The organism is Gottfriedia acidiceleris, from assembly GCF_004138285.1.
In the GTDB taxonomy this organism is placed as follows: Bacteria; Bacillota; Bacilli; order Bacillales; family Bacillaceae_G; genus Gottfriedia; species Gottfriedia acidiceleris_A.
On record NZ_SCFN01000004.1, the window covers coordinates 234,850 to 252,275 of the forward strand.

Consider the following 17,426-nt stretch of genomic DNA (forward strand, 5'->3'; position numbering starts at 1 on the left):
TTTAGGCTTCTTAAATTATTTCTTAATTTTACTTTGAACAAGTCGTTCTAAGTGTAAGGTTAAGTATATTACTTCAGCTTCACTTGCTTTTTTATTTAATGAAACTTGGATTGATTTTAATATTTTCCATGCTAAATCATAGCATACAGGGTATTCTTTTTTTAAGATTATGCCCAAAGCTGGTGACTCTTCAGATGAATTACCATGAAATATGCGGTCAATTAAAAATCGCAAATGGCGAACTAATCTTGAATAATGAATACTTTCTTTATCAATTTCAATTTGTAAATATTCTTCTATATAGATGACTAAATCTTTAATGATCTGAGAGAACTTATTTACATCCGATACAACTTCCATCGATAAATTACTAACGATATGAAGAGTTACAAATCCTACTTCTTCGATAGGTAAATTAATATCTATTTCTTTATTTATCAAATCAATAACTTCTTGTGCAATTTTAAAATACTCTGGATACATTGCTTTCGTTTCTTGTAGGAACGGATTATCAACATTATAACCTTCTCTAATACGTTTAATTGCAAATATTAAGTGGTCTGTTAACCCAATATGAATTTGCTCATTTAAAGTACATCCTGTTCTTTCAGAAATTAAATAAATCGCTTGTTGCAGCGTACCCATTAATTTTTCATCCATAAAGTTAATTAATGATTTATATTGTTTTTGTTTTTGTTCATCTTTTAAGATAAACATTTTTTCTACTACACCTTCGGAAATTAAGTCTCCTCTAGTTTTATTAAAACCGATGCCTTTACCCAACAAAACTACTTCGGTATGATCGGGATTTTTCGCTATTAAAACATTATTATTAAGAACTTTTTTGATTGTATAGCATACTGACATCTCTGACATTTTTTTTATCACCCCCAAGTTTAAAAAATCGCTTTTATATCATAACATAATTTTTCTGAAAAAGTTAAAACACAGTTTAAGTTTCATAAATTAATCATATTTTTTTGATTATCTATTATAGTAGGATAGAATATAAAAGTATAAATATTAATTGAGTAGGTGTTAAGAACAATGATTAAGTTATTTGTTAGTGACCTGGATGGGACGATGTTTCACCAAGGTCAACTATTTGAACATGATGTAGAAGCATTAAAAAGCCTTTTAGATCGCGGTGTTTTATTATGTTTTGCTTCCGGACGTTTAGATTATGAAATCGTAAAAATTATGGAAAGCTTAGAAGGAAATTTTCACCGTATTAGTATGAATGGAACTTATATTTATTCAAATGATGGCGAAGCATTGTTAGATGCAACATTCCATCCGAGTGTAATCGATAAAGTTTATGATATGATTTCACACGATAAATTTTTAATCTATGTAGCTGATAATTCAACATACTATATCGAAGAGAAAACTGATTTAGTTAGAGAAATTGAAAAGAACTCTAGCATGAATGCAGTTGAACTCAAAACACTTAAAACCGATTTAGGTAAATCGATTACACCAAAAAAATATGTAGTTTTAGGTGAAGATGAGGATTTACTTGAGCTACAAAAGGAATTACAAAAAGAACTACCTGAATTTGTGACTTCATTTATTTCTGCTAAAAATTGTTTAGATATCGTTCCAGTTAATGTAAGTAAAGGTTCAGCAATTCAAATACTAATCGAAAAATTAGGAATTAACCCTGATGAAATTGCTTGTATCGGTGATGCATACAATGATATCTCAATGTTTGAACTAACACCTAATAGCTTTGCAATGGAGAATGCTGACGATGAAGTTAAGAAATATGCTTCGTATATCGTTCCTTCTGTAGCCGATGCGGTTAAAATTGTTTTACAAATTAAGTAAGATGAAAAGGGTGCTTCGAGGGGCATCCTTTTTCTTTTTGAAATTATAATCATCATAAGTTTTGAAATTTTACCTATCCATGAGCTTCTTATGAGTAAGATATTTCATCTTTTTACTTTTTTTCCTTACTCATGAACCCCTTTTAAGCCTAACAAAAAATATAATTTAGAATCAATGATACTTAATTTGGTTTTAATTTTTAATCAAACAAATAAAAATTTTGTTGAAAAAGATTATATCAAAGAAAATAAAACCACTCGTATTAATATAATGTACCTCAATTGTAAGACCAATTGGAGGTGCATTACTCATTTACGAATGGTTTATTTATTTTAAGGGAAAGTTTGTATTTTGAAAAAAGTTAATCTAATTTTTTTACAAGAAGGGTGTTTAATCAATTGCCTCAATATGATAAGCACCCTTTTTGATTTTCCTTAAACTAATTTGTACTAATTTTACTTAAACATTTATAGTTTGATCGACATAACGCTTGTCCAGTCACTATAGATTTTTTTCGATCCAACAATTTTGAAAGAACGAACTTTGTAATAGTAAGTTTTACCTTTACTTAATCCATTATTTGTGTAAGATGTCGTTTTTACGTCGCTTAGGTGAGAATATGAACCTGTTTTTGATGTTGACTTAACAATTTCATAACCTGCAGCGCCTGACACACTTGACCACGTTAATTTAGCCGAAGATTTTCCGCTCTTTGTTGCTTTAAAATTTGATGGTTTAGCTGGAATTGCTACCCATTTAGCGTAAATCGTCGTGTTTGCTGTAACTCGATCCTTCGTAAAGTTCCAAGCTACTTTACCCGCAGCATCTTTGTACCATCCAAGGAATACAAAACCTTTTCTTGTTGGTGACGCTGGTTGGCTAATTGTTGAATTGTAATTTACTGTTTTTGAAGTAACTGAACTTCCTCCGTTACTGTTAAATTTAACAGTATACGTGTTAATGTTCCATTTTGCATAAAGCGTGATGTTGCCTGTTAATTTTAAAGAATTTCCTACTGGTGTTTTTAATGTAGCATCTTTGTACCATCCTGCGAACGCATAACCCGTTCTTGCTGGTTTTGGTAAATTAACGACGCTATTGTAATCTGCAGTTTGAGCAGGAACTGTTGAACCACCATTGCTTACATAGTTCACTTTATAAGAATTAATTTTCCACTTCGCATATAACGTTGTATTACTTGTTACTTTATCTGCTGCAAAGTTCCATGCTACTTTACCTTCAGCATCTTTGTACCATCCAACTAACGTGTAGCCTGTTCTGTTTGTTGTTGGTGCAGTGATCTCCGAGTTATATGTTGCAGTTTTGTCAGCAACTTGACTGCCGTCATTACTATTGAAATGAACAGTGTAAGAATTAATATCCCATTTCGCATAAAGGATCATATTGTCTGTTACTTTGTCAGTTGCAAAGTCCCATGGTGTTTTACCTTCAGCATCTTTATACCAACCAAGGAAAGTATAACCTGTTCTTGTTGGTTTTGTTTCATCAAGTAATGTGTTGTACTCAGCTTTCACTGATACGACTAGTCCAGCATCTTGTGTGTTATAAATGACCGTGTATTTCGCTGGTTTCCATGTTCCGTAAATTGTTTTTGCAGAGTAAATTGAATTCGTGAAATCCCATGGGATTGTGCAATCTTCATCTGCGAACCATTTTAAATCGTATCCGTGTACGGTTGGTTCTGTAATACGACGTACGACGATTTGGTCTTTTACTTCAAATGGCGCTTTTTCACCTTTTAGAACATAGTGAATGATGTTTCCGTTTACGATTTTTTGCGTCACTGTAACATCTGCATATTCATTTGCGCTAATGTTGATGGCAAATTCACCTATTTTTTTGAATACACTTTGATCAATTGTCAGCGTGCCATGTGCTGCATCGATTTTGTATTTTGTTGCATCGATCCCTGAGCCAGCCACTTTGATATTCGTAATGGCATTTGCCCAATCTTTGTCGCTAAATTCGAGTGTGATTTCATTGCCTAACGCATTATCCGTTGTATCGGCTGTTACGATTGATGTTGCTAAGGCGTATTTTGCATACAGTTTCATTGGTTTTGTCACAACGCTTGTGAAATCAAACGGCGTTGTTAACGCTTCGTCGCTGTACCATCCTATAAATTTGTATCCAACTTTTGTTGGGTCAGTTGGCTTCGTGACACGTGAGTCAGCGATTTGCGAATCGATTGCATCGCCTCCGTTTGTTTCAAATGTGACCGTGTAACCGATAATTTGGTCTGTCACCTGCGCGTCTAAATAGCCTTCTGACGCAATGTTTACATTGATTTTTTGTCCTGCTGTAAATAATGATTTATCAAGTGTAATTGACCCTTTGTGTGTAACAGGATCATACGCTAGTTTATAATCTGTCCCAACGTTTAGTGTTTTTGAACCAATGCTAACTGTCTTGATATTATTTCGCCATGTTCCGTCATCTGTAAAGGCTAACGTAATATCACTTCCAACCACATTTCCTACCACATCTTTTGTGACTTGCGGTGGTGCTTTCATCCAAGCAATGTAGTATGTTTCGTTGGTTTTCAATACCTTACCAGTTGCTGTTGAAATCGGTACATCTTGTCCGCTTGTTCCGGCCGCATCATAATAAAGAGTTGGCATCATTGAAAGGGTGCCGTTTGTTACTTTTTTTGCTGCTGTCAGCATATCAATCCCAAATACTCTCCCGTTGACTAGTTTGTCAATGAAGAATGTATCATTCGGTGTAATTAATGTGCCCCCATTTAAATCAATGTGTCGGCGGTAACCTAACTTCACATTTGGAATCGTGAGCGTGTCACCTGCGTTTGATGTTAGTGTCAGTTGATAGCCAGTTGAACTTGGCGCTTGACTAAATGCAAACTTTTCAGTTGGATGAGCAGTTGCATAAGCTTCTGTCGCTGTTGTAAACGTTAATGACCCACTACCGTCATGATTATCGACTAAATTATACGTACTTCGATCTAATGTAACCGTACTGTCTGTTGTTTCAAACGTGCCATCTGCTTTCATTTTTTTGTACGTTGCGTCAATTTTTGCAATATCACTCTTTGTTTTTAACCATGGTGTATTCGTTGTATAGTCTGGGAGTTTAATCGTAACTGGACCTTCACCCAGTATATTCCCAGCCAATTTATCGCCATCTGGTTTTGATACATCAACAGGTGAATTGTTTTGTGTGTAATTCACTTGCCACTTCGCCGCAACTTTTATGTCTGATGTATAGTTTTTATTTATTACATCCCAAAGGACATTTGTCATTTCATTCGTGATTGGATCAACAAGATACCAACCAACAAAATTATAGCCTGGTTTGACAGAAAGTGGATTACTTGCATTTGGCTGCGCGCTATTTGAAATTGTCGGGCTACTTGATGTTAGCGGTGACCCATATCGAGAAAAACTTGGTTTAAAGCCGAATGCGATTGGGTTAACCGCACTTCCACCTTTCGAATCAAATGTAATGCCATACCCAATTGCTTGCATCGCACTATACGTGCTATCTCCACCGATCGTAACGAGTGGGTAAATCGTCCCATCTACACCAGTTGAATTGATCTCAAATTTATACTGTTGTGGTAAATAGTTCGTTCCACCTGGATCAATCGCTGCATTATACGACGTTGTGGCATTCGGATCAAGTGTTGCATTTGTTTTAAATAAATCTGCTTTAAATGTAATTTTTCCCGGTTGTGAAATGTCGTAATACAGATTACCGTTTCCATCTTTTAGATTCGTAATATCGATTCCTGTTGCATACCCTCTTGTTTTGACAACGATTTTATTAATGCCATTTCGCCAATTTGCATCGTCAGCAAATGTATAGTTAAACGTGATATCGTTTCCGATATGCGCTTTTGCTGGATCTGTGACCATTGAAATAGTAGGAGTTGGAATCGGTACAGATGCAATGGTAAAGCTTTGCGTGACTAGTTGGTAGCCAGTCGCTGTGATGCGAACGGTGTACGTACCAGTCGTATTAAATAACGAACCGTGTAATGTTAGTTTAGCCGGTACATATATGTTTCCTAGTTGCGGATCAAACTTAGCATAGCCGGTTGTCATCGATACTGCTGGATCGTTTGTATTTGGTACGACTGCATTCGTTACGTCTGTATAGTTACCGCCTAATCCTAACTCAACCTTTGTAATCGCATTTCGCCAAACCACATCATCTAACATGACATTGCTTGTTGGGATCAACGAAACAGTTGAACCATTTTTCAAATCTTGTAAGGTTGGTAATTGTGTGACGGATGTTTTTTGCGCTGGACCTGCAAAATTCAGCTTTGTCATGACTTCCTTCAATCCATCATTTTTTGCAAGTGTGATGCTTCCACCATATGGCGTCGAAATTGTCGTATCATCTGTTACGTTTAGTTGCGCTACTGGTACTGTTTTCCCAGCGTCGATTGCACTTTGATTTTGTTTGCCAAAGTTTTTGAAGATGAAATAAAAGTCATTGTAATCAAGTCCAGCACCTAAATTTCCTGGTTTAATCCAGTAAATATCCGCACTTCTGTTATCGTTTAAATAAGCCGTTTTGCTAGCTGTCGTCGCTTTTACAGGATTCGAAGCCGATATCAGGTTATTGTAATTATAATAAGCTGTTATTTCAGCGATTAAGTCTTTCATATCAATAACATTGTCGCCATTTACATCACCACCTAATAAAAGTGGTGTGTTCATATTTGCGAAATTAAAGTACGTACCTGATTGATATCCGAATTTGTTGTAACCAATCACTGGCGTTGTTTGATAGCCTTTGAAGTGACCCGGCATATACGTTTCAATTGCATATGGTTTGTCACTTACTTTCATTGAAATCGAATACGCACCTACCGTTTGACCTTGGTATTCAACGGTGTTTGCGTTACTTGTGTTATCGGTTACATACGTATTACCATCAGCATCTTTTGCCGTAACGATCGCACCTGAATCCTTCGAAATATTCGCAAAACTTCCACTTAGGCTGTTTGCTCGGAAGCTTTCTGCAAACAGTCCCCCCGTCACTTGTGAGTTCGGTTGTTTGAGAAGTGGCATATTCGTTAAGAACGCAGGAATGACTGTGTCTTTTCCAGCCAATGTTAAGCTCGAATGTTCTACGTTGAAATCTTCGTCGATTGGGCCAACATACGCTTCATCATCTTTATACGTTAGATCAGCTTCTAAAATCTTCATGTCTTGCGTTAATGCACCTGCTTCAGAAATACCAGAAATGGTCACATCGATTGAATTTCTGCCTGTTTTTTGATCTAAATAAGGTTGACCAACTGTTAGTGTCGGTGTCACACCTTTACTACGTAAATAGTTACTATATTCGTCAGAAAGCTTAATATTCGAATATTCAAGGGTATTTCTAGCATTAATAGTAAACGTACCACCGGTCATGCCGATTCCATTTTTCGTCGCAAGCGACATGTTAAATGGTTTTTTCGGTTCAACGACTACGTTTCCTTTACTTTCTAGTGCTGGGTCCACACCTCCAGAAGTTGTGACGGTTACGTACGGCGAACCTTTTTTGATCACGTAATACTTTTTCTTCCCTGTATACCAGTCGCCTGCTCCAGCAAAGTCTTGTGGATAGATGACAAACTTCATACCACTCGCTTTAATGTCATCAGGCTCTAAGCCGAAACTGAAACGACCGTCTCCATCCGTTCTGAAAGTTTGTGTGACAAACGGACCATCTTGATAACCATACACAGTGTTCTGTCCTTGATTGACAGGTGCAGGTTGCTTCGTATCGATATCTTTTAACGTCGTTTCGCCATTATTTTTCATGACATCAATATTTGAGTCATAAACGGTACCATAGAACTTCTTCACCTCTTGACCAGGATTGTATCCGGTTGGGTCAATTTCATAAATACCCGGTTGCGAATCACTATCCATCGTTAAGGTAGGTGCTTGATAGTCTACGTAAAGCGTGTCTTCTTTTGTAAATTTTTTTCCATCTTTGTCTGTTGCAATCATCTCAACGGAATAGGCACCCTCTTTTAACGCCGTAGGCTTTCCGATCCCACTTTGATCAAGCGACCCATCATATGGTTTTGTAAATGGTAAATACAGTCCACCAGACAGCATTGGGATCGGACCATAAACGACCCCAGGACCAGCCCCGCTGATATTGGTCGCATTTTGTACAACTCCGATATAGTTTCCATCTTTATCTTTCAATAACACATAGACACTGTCCATCGCACTGTTGACAGAGAATTTATAGCCTGAACCAGGTGCGCCAATATTTGGATTATAGTTTCCAGTATAACGCTCTGTTAGTGTCATTGCTTTGATGTCTACATTAAAATCAATTCCTTTTTCAGCAATCGTGATGGTAAACGGCATGCGGTATGATTCGTTCGCATCATTTGCATTTACAACATTGACATATCCTTCATACGTACCGTCTAATGCGTTTGCTGGTACGGTAATTGTCGCTTTCGCTTTCACTGAGCTTTTTCCGTCCACACTGACAGACGTTACAGTTGATTCGCCGGTCGAAAAGTCGATTTTGACATCATTTCCGGTACCTTGTCCAACTGGATTTGAACCCGCAAATTTTGTTGTGACGAACGTTGAACTTAGTTTGAATGTTTTACTTGTCGAACCTTGGTTTGTAATCGCGAAGTCTTTTGATTTAACAACATCATCCGAACCGGGTTTCGCCCCTTCTCCGCGTCCATTGAATCCAAACGAGAAGCTACCTGTCGTGTTATCGATTGGTGTATACTGATCTTGCCCATCGATCGTTGTAATGGTTGTCGCTTTGTCTAATACTTGGATTTTGATGTCTGAATGAACTGCTCGGACTGGATCGACACGTCCTGCACCAATTTGGTACACACTGTATGTTTTTGAATCCGTATTCACATCTTTTGCTGTATTCATTAATGCCGTTTTGACATCAGCTGGTGTGTAATCAGGATGTGCAGCTAGCACAAGTGCTGCAATCCCTGCTACGTGAGGTGCAGCCATTGATGTACCTGACATGGATTGATAAGCATACTTATAATCTTTCGTAGGATTTGGTTCCCACACATCGTATGGTTGCGTTGAGAAAATATCAACACCTGGTGCGATGACGTCTGGTTTGATACTCCAATCTTTTACTGGTCCTGTTGAACTGAACGACGCCAATTGATCAGCCGGTTTGTTGAGTGGCGCATCAAGCGTCATTGGGAACGTAATCTTTGCGTTTTGAGGATCAGCTTTGATTGCGTTCACAAGTGCTTCACCTTGTGCTTGTGTAATCGAAACTGAATACACATTAGCAGCGCTAATCCCTAAAAAGTTTGGATTGTACCCTTGGGTTTCTTCATCCGCTTGGTTATCCCAAATGATCATCCCTTTTGCCCCAGATGCTTTTGCATTGGCCATTTTTGTATTTAACGTATCGGTTCCGCGTTTCACAAGGGCGATTTTTCCGCTCATGTCTCTTCCTTCGTAATCACTTTGACTTCCTCGTCCAACATCGACGATTGGAATTGACAATCCTTTGAACGCATCATCAGCGTCTGCAAAATGTTTCCCGAATAAACGCGCTTGAATAGGTGTGTTACCGAATTTTAGGGTTTGCACTGGAATTTGTTCTGGAACGGTACTCGCACCCACCGTAATGGCAAGTGGTGAACTTCCTGGTGAACCAAGTGTCGCGACGCCTGGTCCTGCATTTCCTGCAGAAACGGAACAAACAACACCTTGTAAGGTTGCGTTATTGATCGCGATACTCGTTGGATAAAATGGGTCATTCGTGATCGCACCGAGTGATAGATTCACCACGTCCATTTTATCTTTTACGGCTTGTTCAACTCCACTTAGTACAGAGTAAGTATTACCATGCCCACCCGGACCAAGTACACGGTATCCGTGAAGTTCAACATCTGGTGCAACACCATCCGCTGAATAAATGGCATTATTTTCTGTCGTACTTGCCGCAATCGTACCGGATACGTGTGTACCGTGTTCCGTAATGTAATCTTTATAATTATCAGATACGCTTCCAGGTGCATCATCTCTTGCTTTTTCCCAATCTGGATAGACCGTTTCCATCGGGTCATGATCATCTATTTGGATCTCGTTTCCATCTGCATCGATTTTCGAGTTAATAAAATCGTGCCCTTCATATAAATGACCGTCCGCATCGTGTGTTACTTTATATAAATCAGGATGGTTGTAATCAATCCCTGTATCTAGTACCCCAACTTTCACTCGTTGACCCTGTCTTGGACCTGACACGAATTTCCCTGTAATACCTTCTGCGTGTAGTTTATCGACTCCCATTAATGAAAGCCCTGCAGTTGGTTTTCCAGTCGAAGCAGTTTCAGTTGTTGCCTGTGTTTCGCCAGATGAAGGCGTTCCTTCTTCTACATTGTATTGAACCACTGACCATACAGAAGCTACATCCGCTTGGCTAGCAATTGTTTCAACCATACTCGGTGGAACCGATAATGCAACCCCGTTGAATGAATCCGTGTATTCTCTTGTGATGTGGATAGCTGCCGAAACGTCTTTTCCACCGGTGATTTGTTTACCCGGTTGTGTTGTAACAAACGCTTTAAATTTCGCATGTGCATCCGCAACTTTTTGTTTTGCTTCTGTGTAATCAGCAGCAAATGTTTGCGCACTTGCGCTTCCTTTTTGAAGTGATTGCTTTATGATTTGGATCTTTGCTGGATCCACTTTAAATTGAACGATGACGTCAATATTTTTTCCGCTTTTTAAATCTTTCTGATCGACGTGGATTTTTTGTGTGTTATCCGCACCGGTCAGCTTATTAATGCTCGCTTTTTGTTCTGGCGTTAATCCAGCCAAAATGCGGTTCACTTCATCTGCTGTAAATTTCCCATCAGATGGATTTTTTTGATCAACATTCGACTCTGCGTGTGCATGAATGGCACTTTGTGGTAAGACCATATTTAGCAACATCGCACTACTTAACGCAACAGCCGATATTGTTCGTTTATTTTGTCTCTTTTTCATGCTACTCCCCCCATTTTAGTCGTCTCTGATTAAATTAAAGAGATCAACGAAAAATTAAATCAGTATTTCAAATACTAATCTACAATTCAATAATACTTCACTAAAAGTGACTGAGTATTGGGGAATTTGCAACATTGTGTCGGAGTTTGACGAAGAGAACTTAATGGTTTTGATGCAAAATAAAGACTTTTCACTCATTTTCCTGCCATAAAAATGCCGTTTTTTAATTATTTTAAGTTCTATTTACCTTAACCTTCAGTTATACAGAGGTTTCTTTAAATGAAGACTAAACTTATTAAAATTGGGGAATTTTATCAAAATTTTTAAAAATTTCACACGCTTTTTTAAAAATTCCAAATATTTCTTTTAAGCATTCTTTGCCATTATTTGTTTCTATGTATTTATGAAAGGAAAATTCCGATAATTAAACAATCTTTTTTTAGTAAAATTATAAAATAAACATCATAGCATTAAGCTATGTCAACAGTATTAAAAAACCTTCCCTGTTGACGATCTTCTTTCAGAATTTCAACTACTTCTCTAAATCTATCAATGGACTATCTCATTTCCCCTTAGAAACCTAAGGCAATCATTTAAGTCTGAATCATCTGACAAATCGATAATCCAATGGTATAAACGATTCCATCTTAAACAAAAAAAACACCGCAAAGGATATTCTTTGAGGTGTTTTTTTGTTTGATTTTAACGCACCGCAACCATTACTACATCTGATTCTTGAAGCTTTTGTTTATAAGTATTTGATGTTACGATTACTTGAAGTTTCGCCTTTTTATTTGCAGTTTCAGGTTTTTTATTAACACCTTCTACGAGGAGGAGTACAGCTCGCTCATACTTACCAACATAATTGAGAAATTTCTTTTTCCAAAAAATGAAAAAGGATGCTTATTAAAGCACCCTTTTTAACGGTCAATATCAATCGTAAAACGATAGCGATCCGCTCGGTAAATACAACTTACATATTCAAGTGGTATACCTTCATTAATAAACGTTACTTGGTGTAATTCTAAAGCAGGAGAATCCTCCGCTACCTCAAGAATTAATGAATCTTTTTCTGTCATTAAAGATGCTTTAATCCATTTTGTAGCTTTTTTAATTGAATAACCTAATGTAACTTCAAAATATTCATATAAGGAATGATTCAATGCTTTTTCATCAATTCGATTTACTAATTTTTTTGGTAGGTACGTTGTTTCGATTGCAATGGGATGATCATTTGCTAAACGACATCTTTCAATTTTAAAAATTTCAGATCCACTTTCAATTGATAACACTTCTGCTAAATATTCATCAGCTTCGATCGTTGAAAAACCAAGTAGTTTATTAGTAGGGGTCAATCCTATGGATGTAATATCCTCAGAAAAACTCCTTAATGATTTTAATGATTCCTCAACTTCAATTCCATCTTTTACTGATACAAACGTACCAATTCCACGTTTCCGGCTTATTAATGATTCCTTTACAAGATTGTTTAATGCTTGTCTTATTGTCATCCTGCTTACATTTAACATCTCACTCAATGTTTGCTCAGAGGGAATTCGCTCACCAGGTTTCCATTCTCCTGAGTTAATTTTCAGCTTTAAAATCTCTTGTATTTGAAAATAAATCGGTAACGGTGAATTTTTATCAAGTTTTAACATTATTTAGTACAAAGTGAGTATGCTTCTTCATCAACAACAATTGTTACGTTATTGTGGTTTTGAAGTGCTGTAGCAGGACAGTTAATATCTAATTTTCCATTTAACATTTCCTTAACTGCTTCAGCCTTTTTAATGCCTGAAGCTACTAAAATGATTTCTTTAGCTCTCATAATTGAACCAATCCCCATAGTTACTGCATGTGTAGGGACATCTTCTTCGTTCTCAAAATAAATTTTATTTGCGTTACGTGTTGATTCTGTAAGCTCTACAATATGAGTCGGTGTATCGAATGGTGTACCAGGTTCATTAAATGCAATATGACCATTCTCACCTATTCCTAAAAGTTGTAAATCTACAGGATGCTTTTGTAGTAATTCTTCATAATTTTTACAAGCTTCTTCTAAATTCTTTGTATTTCCGTTTGGTAAATGGTTTTCTTTAAAATTTAAATGGTTAAAAAGTTGTTCTGACATATAAGTGTGGTAGCTTGTTTGATCATCTTCAGCAAGTCCAACATATTCATCAAGATTTACAGTAATGACGTTTGAAACATCTGGTTTATGGATACGGAAAAGTTCATAAATACCTAATGGAGATCCACCTGTAGCCAATCCTAATGTGAATTCCGCTTTCCCTTCAAAAGCTTTTACCATTTTTTCATATGCTACTTTTGAAATTTCTTCTGCATTTTTTACTACGATTACGTTCATAAAGTCACCTCATTCATATTTTTACCTTGTCTAGTTGTATCAATAACGAAGAAATCAGGTGTCATTTGCACAAAATCAGCATCTTTACCTGGTTCTAATGCGCCCTTATGTTTAAGACCAAATTCTTCAGCTTGGTTTATTGATGTCATTTGTACTGCTTCTTCAGGACTACAGCCAGTAAATGCCATAATGTTTCTGAATGCATCATCCATTTTTAAAATACTACCCGCAAGCGTTCCGTCTTCTAATCTTGCACTTTTATCCTTTACAAATACAGGTTGGCCACCTAATTCATACTTGCCGTCCTCTAACCCTTTTGCTCTCATCGCATCAGTAATTACGCTTATTTTTTTAGCACCTTTTAGGCGATAAGCAAGTTTTACCATATCAGGATGAATATGAATTCCATCGGGTATCATTTCTACCATTACTCGGTCATCAAGTAATACATGTCCAACTGTACCTGCTTCACGATGATGCATAGGTCTCATTTGGTTGTACAAATGTGTAGCGTGGAAAATATTTCTACCTTCAAAATCTGAACTGATCGCATCAGAGTGACCTACAGTACCGACTACATTAGTCCGCTCTAGCTCTTTTTCTAACTCTATAGCACCTTCAACCTCTGGCGCATAAGTAACTAATTTAATTAATCCACCAGAAGCTTCTTGCCATTCTTTAAATAGTTCAACGTCAGGGTTAATAATGTATACTAATGGTTGTGCTCCAGCTTTATTTTTATTTACAAACGGTCCTTCTAAATGAATATATTCAAAATGTGCACCAAGTTTTTTAGCCTCGTTTAAAGATTTTAAAGCATTTTTAATATTTTCTTTAGATTGTGTCATTGTAGTTGGGAAGAAGGTTGTTACCCCTTCCTTCATCATTTCTTTACTCATAGTTACCATTGAATTTGGATCAGCATCCATTGCATCGACATCATATGCTCCGTGTATATGGATATCAATCATTCCAGGAATAATAACTGTTCCTTTTCCATCAATTACTTCTTCTCCTTCATTTTCGTAATCATTCATTTGACCAACAGAAGAAATTTTTTCATCGTATCGAATATAACCATTTTCAATTACTTCTGTACCTGTGTAAATTTTTACATTAATAATTGATTTCATTTACTCTCCTCTTTCCTTTGCTTAAGAAGTCTTCGCCAATACCCCAATATAGAAAGTAGTGTTTACTTAATCATCATTCACATTCATTTATATAAGTGCCTTGATTTCTTCATAACTATTTTATGATATATACTCCTAGTTGTCTATACTACTAAATAACAATTAACAAAAACGTCACAAATAATGTCGAATTTGCAGATTCTTTAAATCTCCTTACCACTAAAAAAGTAGAAGTATTGGTTCTTGTCCTTCATGGATCAACCAATACTTCTTCTTTTTCGATATATAATTTATGACCATTTGTTGATAATTCGATATCTCCAAATTGGTCCGTTGTATATTGCTTAATTCCGAGGTGATTTAACCGCTTCATTACTGACCGATGTGGATGACCAAATAAGTTAAATTTATCATATGAAAGGATTGCGACTGTAGGATTTACAGCAAATAAAAACGCTTCTGAAGTTGATGTTGATGATCCATGATGCGGAATTTTTAGTACTTGTGCATTGATATTCTCATTTTTAATTAATCTTTGTTCGGCTTTTCTTTCAATATCTCCAGTTAATAAAATTGAAATGTCATCATATTTTACCTTCAATACAATTGAACTATTATTATTCGTATACGATTTTTTCCCGCTATTTAAAACCGTGATATCTACATTAGGGTCAAGCATTATTTTTTCATTTAACTTTGCAATACTAATAGGAATATTCTTCTGATACGCTTCTTTCTTATATAAGTAATAAGAATGTGAATTATATTTTTTTCCACTATCCAGGATTTTTGTTATCTTAACACTATTCATTACTTTTAATAACCCACCAATATGATCGATATCTGGATGTGTACTGACTAATAGATCAATCGCATTTATATGTAGTCGTCTAAGTTTTTTTATAACGACTCCACCATGTTCAACATCTCCTCCATCGATCAGTAATGTCTTACCATTTGGTAAAATCATAACCATGCTATCTCCTTGACCTACATCAAAAAAATAAATTAATAACGGGTGAGTAATATAGCCATAATTTGTAGTTCTTGCTTCAGTATTTATGTTATGACTAAAAAAAGCAGTAAAAAAAATAAAGATAGAAAATATGAGAGAGTATAGTTTTCGATTTTTGTTCATTCACACTTCCTCCTAACATTATTTTCTCATAGCAATTTCAAAAGTATGTATGAAGCCCTATAAAAATAAGTTGGAAATAGAGTATACTTCAAATTGGAAATGTAATTCAAATCGGTGTTAAAAATCAGTAAATTATCAATAAAAATCCACAACAAAAAAACTGTAAGCAATTTTTCGCTTACAGTTTTTTAAAGTTACTCAAATACTTCTTCTAGTCTTTTTACAACTAATAAGGAGTCACTAACTTGTATAGTCGTTTGATTTGTAATGTAAACTCCGTGCATACCTAATTTTAAAGCAGGAGAAATTTCATTAATGAAATTATCACCGATTGACACAATTTCATGTGGCATAACATTGAACTTACTCATTATACTTTTAAAATGGTTTCCTGTTTCTAATGGCTTCTTTCCATCCGTAATTTCTAAATGAAATAATTCGTTTAAATTAAGTAACTTCAGTAATCTAGTTACATCTTCTCGATCAGAGTTCGTTAACAATATTAATTTTTTTGAATCCTTAACTTTTTCTAAAGCCTCTTTTAAACCTTTTATATAAGGAATACTAAACTCTTTTGTTGCCATATACTCCTTTGTTTTATCATAGCAGTGATATACGTCTCTTGCACCATAGTGATAACTTGCTACTAAAGGAATCCACCAACCATCACCTACTGGGATATATGGTAATTCATAATTAATTTTTTCAAGATAATTCTCTGGAAGTTCGTCTTTAGAGAGTAGCTGTCCTTCCCAAGTGAATACTTGAATTGGCTTCAGCGTAATGGGGTCTAATGATATGATTAAATCATTTTCTGTGTCATAAATTTTTCCAATTGTTAAAGCATGGTCATAATCTTTTATTTTTTTATAATCCGTTAAAAAAGAATCACGCTTTTCTGAACTTATTTCATTTGCAAGTAAATTGGCATAGTAATCGTAGTGCTCTGTGCCATCATACAAAGTACCATCTAAATCAAAAACTAATACTTTTGAATTCATTAATAAATTGTGCATTTCCTACTCCTTAGCTGTCTTTGTCTTTTACGTCTAAAATAAAATTAAATGATTTTCGATCGTCATTTAATTTAAATTCATAAAATATTTTATACATACCTGCTTCAGGTAAATCAAGTTCATAGTTTACTTTTGAATGATTATTAGGATTACTAATTAGTCTAAAGTATGTTCCTTCTTCATTCATAATATAAAATTGCTGATCTGTAAATTTGGAACGTTTTTTAAATTGATCAAAATCAAATGTAATTTTACTCTTAGTTTTTGGAAGAATTGAAGTATATAGTAGCGAAACTCTGTAATCATCAGTCTTTTTTGTTAAGATTGCTGTCGGAAATACTTCTTCTTTTTTGTCCTTTTGTTTTTGGAAAATCTTTGTATCAAGCGTTTGATTGTTTAAAAAAATACTAACATAATAAGGAGTGTCTTTCTTAAAGGAATACTTAAATGTAAATTGATTATTTCCATTATATACAGGTTCAATGACTTTATAAGAATTTAATTGATCTGTCGTAATAAATATTCTGATTTTTTCACGTTGTAACACATTCAAAGTTCTAGATGAAACGGTTACTTCTTGTGAGTTTTTTTTAGTCGTAAGATTCCATTTTACTTTTTGAACTTTAAGTTGGCTAATCTGGCTACCACTTGATAATATACTATGATTAACTAGTCGATTGCTAATTAATAGAATAATTAATATAGCTATACATAGAGCTGCAATAAAACGAAATTTCATAGATCATTCTCCCTTAACTAGTTAAAATTAATAATTTTTAGTTATTTCAAGAAAGCTGAAATTCTAATTGTAAACTCTTTCATTATTTTATCACCTGTGCAATAATTAAAATTCGCCATAAATTATCTGTATTGGTTAATTTTGTCTATGAATATTTCTATATTTAATATGTACTACGTCCATCTTACTTTTTCCTTTAA

9 protein-coding genes and 1 pseudogene are annotated in these 17,426 nt (G+C 35.3%); 1 reads left to right on the forward strand and 9 read right to left on the reverse strand.

The window, feature by feature from the left end; translation table 11 throughout:
- Positions 1 to 15: 15 nt before the first annotated feature.
- Complete coding sequence (gene glcT / locus EP747_RS07820) at positions 16 to 867, reverse strand: glucose PTS transporter transcription antiterminator GlcT (RefSeq protein ID WP_129689554.1); 852 nt, start codon at positions 865 to 867, stop codon at positions 16 to 18.
- Positions 868 to 1,047: 180 nt separating this feature from the next.
- Between glcT and EP747_RS07825 the strand changes: the two genes are divergently transcribed.
- Positions 1,048 to 1,830, forward strand: coding sequence for an HAD family hydrolase (locus EP747_RS07825; protein WP_129689300.1), 783 nt, complete (start codon positions 1,048 to 1,050; stop codon positions 1,828 to 1,830).
- 467 nt (positions 1,831 to 2,297) lie between these two features.
- Here the strand turns inward: EP747_RS07825 and EP747_RS07830 are convergent, their stop codons facing one another.
- The 8 genes and pseudogenes from EP747_RS07830 to EP747_RS07860 form a co-directional block, all read right to left on the reverse strand.
- On the reverse strand, positions 2,298 to 10,832 hold the full coding sequence (locus EP747_RS07830) for an InlB B-repeat-containing protein (protein WP_129689302.1): 8,535 nt from the start codon (positions 10,830 to 10,832) through the stop codon (positions 2,298 to 2,300).
- A 470-nt stretch (positions 10,833 to 11,302) separates the two neighbouring features.
- Positions 11,303 to 11,465 (reverse strand): annotated as a pseudogene (locus EP747_RS24705) (manganese catalase family protein); the annotation flags it as partial.
- A 287-nt stretch (positions 11,466 to 11,752) separates the two neighbouring features.
- The gene (locus EP747_RS07835) at positions 11,753 to 12,490 is read right to left on the reverse strand and encodes a GntR family transcriptional regulator (RefSeq protein ID WP_129689304.1); all 738 of its coding nucleotides are present in this window, start codon (positions 12,488 to 12,490) and stop codon (positions 11,753 to 11,755) included.
- Complete coding sequence (gene nagB / locus EP747_RS07840; RefSeq protein ID WP_129689305.1) at positions 12,490 to 13,200, reverse strand: glucosamine-6-phosphate deaminase; 711 nt, start codon at positions 13,198 to 13,200, stop codon at positions 12,490 to 12,492. The genes EP747_RS07835 and nagB overlap by 1 nt, the downstream gene beginning before the upstream one ends.
- On the reverse strand, positions 13,197 to 14,333 hold the full coding sequence (gene nagA, locus EP747_RS07845) for an N-acetylglucosamine-6-phosphate deacetylase (protein WP_129689307.1): 1,137 nt from the start codon (positions 14,331 to 14,333) through the stop codon (positions 13,197 to 13,199). The genes nagB and nagA overlap by 4 nt, the downstream gene beginning before the upstream one ends.
- A gap of 250 nt (positions 14,334 to 14,583) precedes the next feature.
- The gene (locus EP747_RS07850; protein ID WP_129689309.1) at positions 14,584 to 15,471 is read right to left on the reverse strand and encodes a ComEC/Rec2 family competence protein; all 888 of its coding nucleotides are present in this window, start codon (positions 15,469 to 15,471) and stop codon (positions 14,584 to 14,586) included.
- Positions 15,472 to 15,665: 194 nt separating this feature from the next.
- Entirely contained in the window at positions 15,666 to 16,487 is an 822-nt protein-coding gene (locus tag EP747_RS07855) for an HAD family hydrolase (RefSeq protein ID WP_129689310.1), read from the reverse strand.
- Positions 16,488 to 16,497: 10 nt separating this feature from the next.
- A complete protein-coding gene (locus tag EP747_RS07860; protein ID WP_129689312.1) occupies positions 16,498 to 17,226 on the reverse strand; it encodes a hypothetical protein in 729 nt (242 codons plus the stop codon).
- Between the last annotated feature and the right edge of the window lie 200 nt (positions 17,227 to 17,426).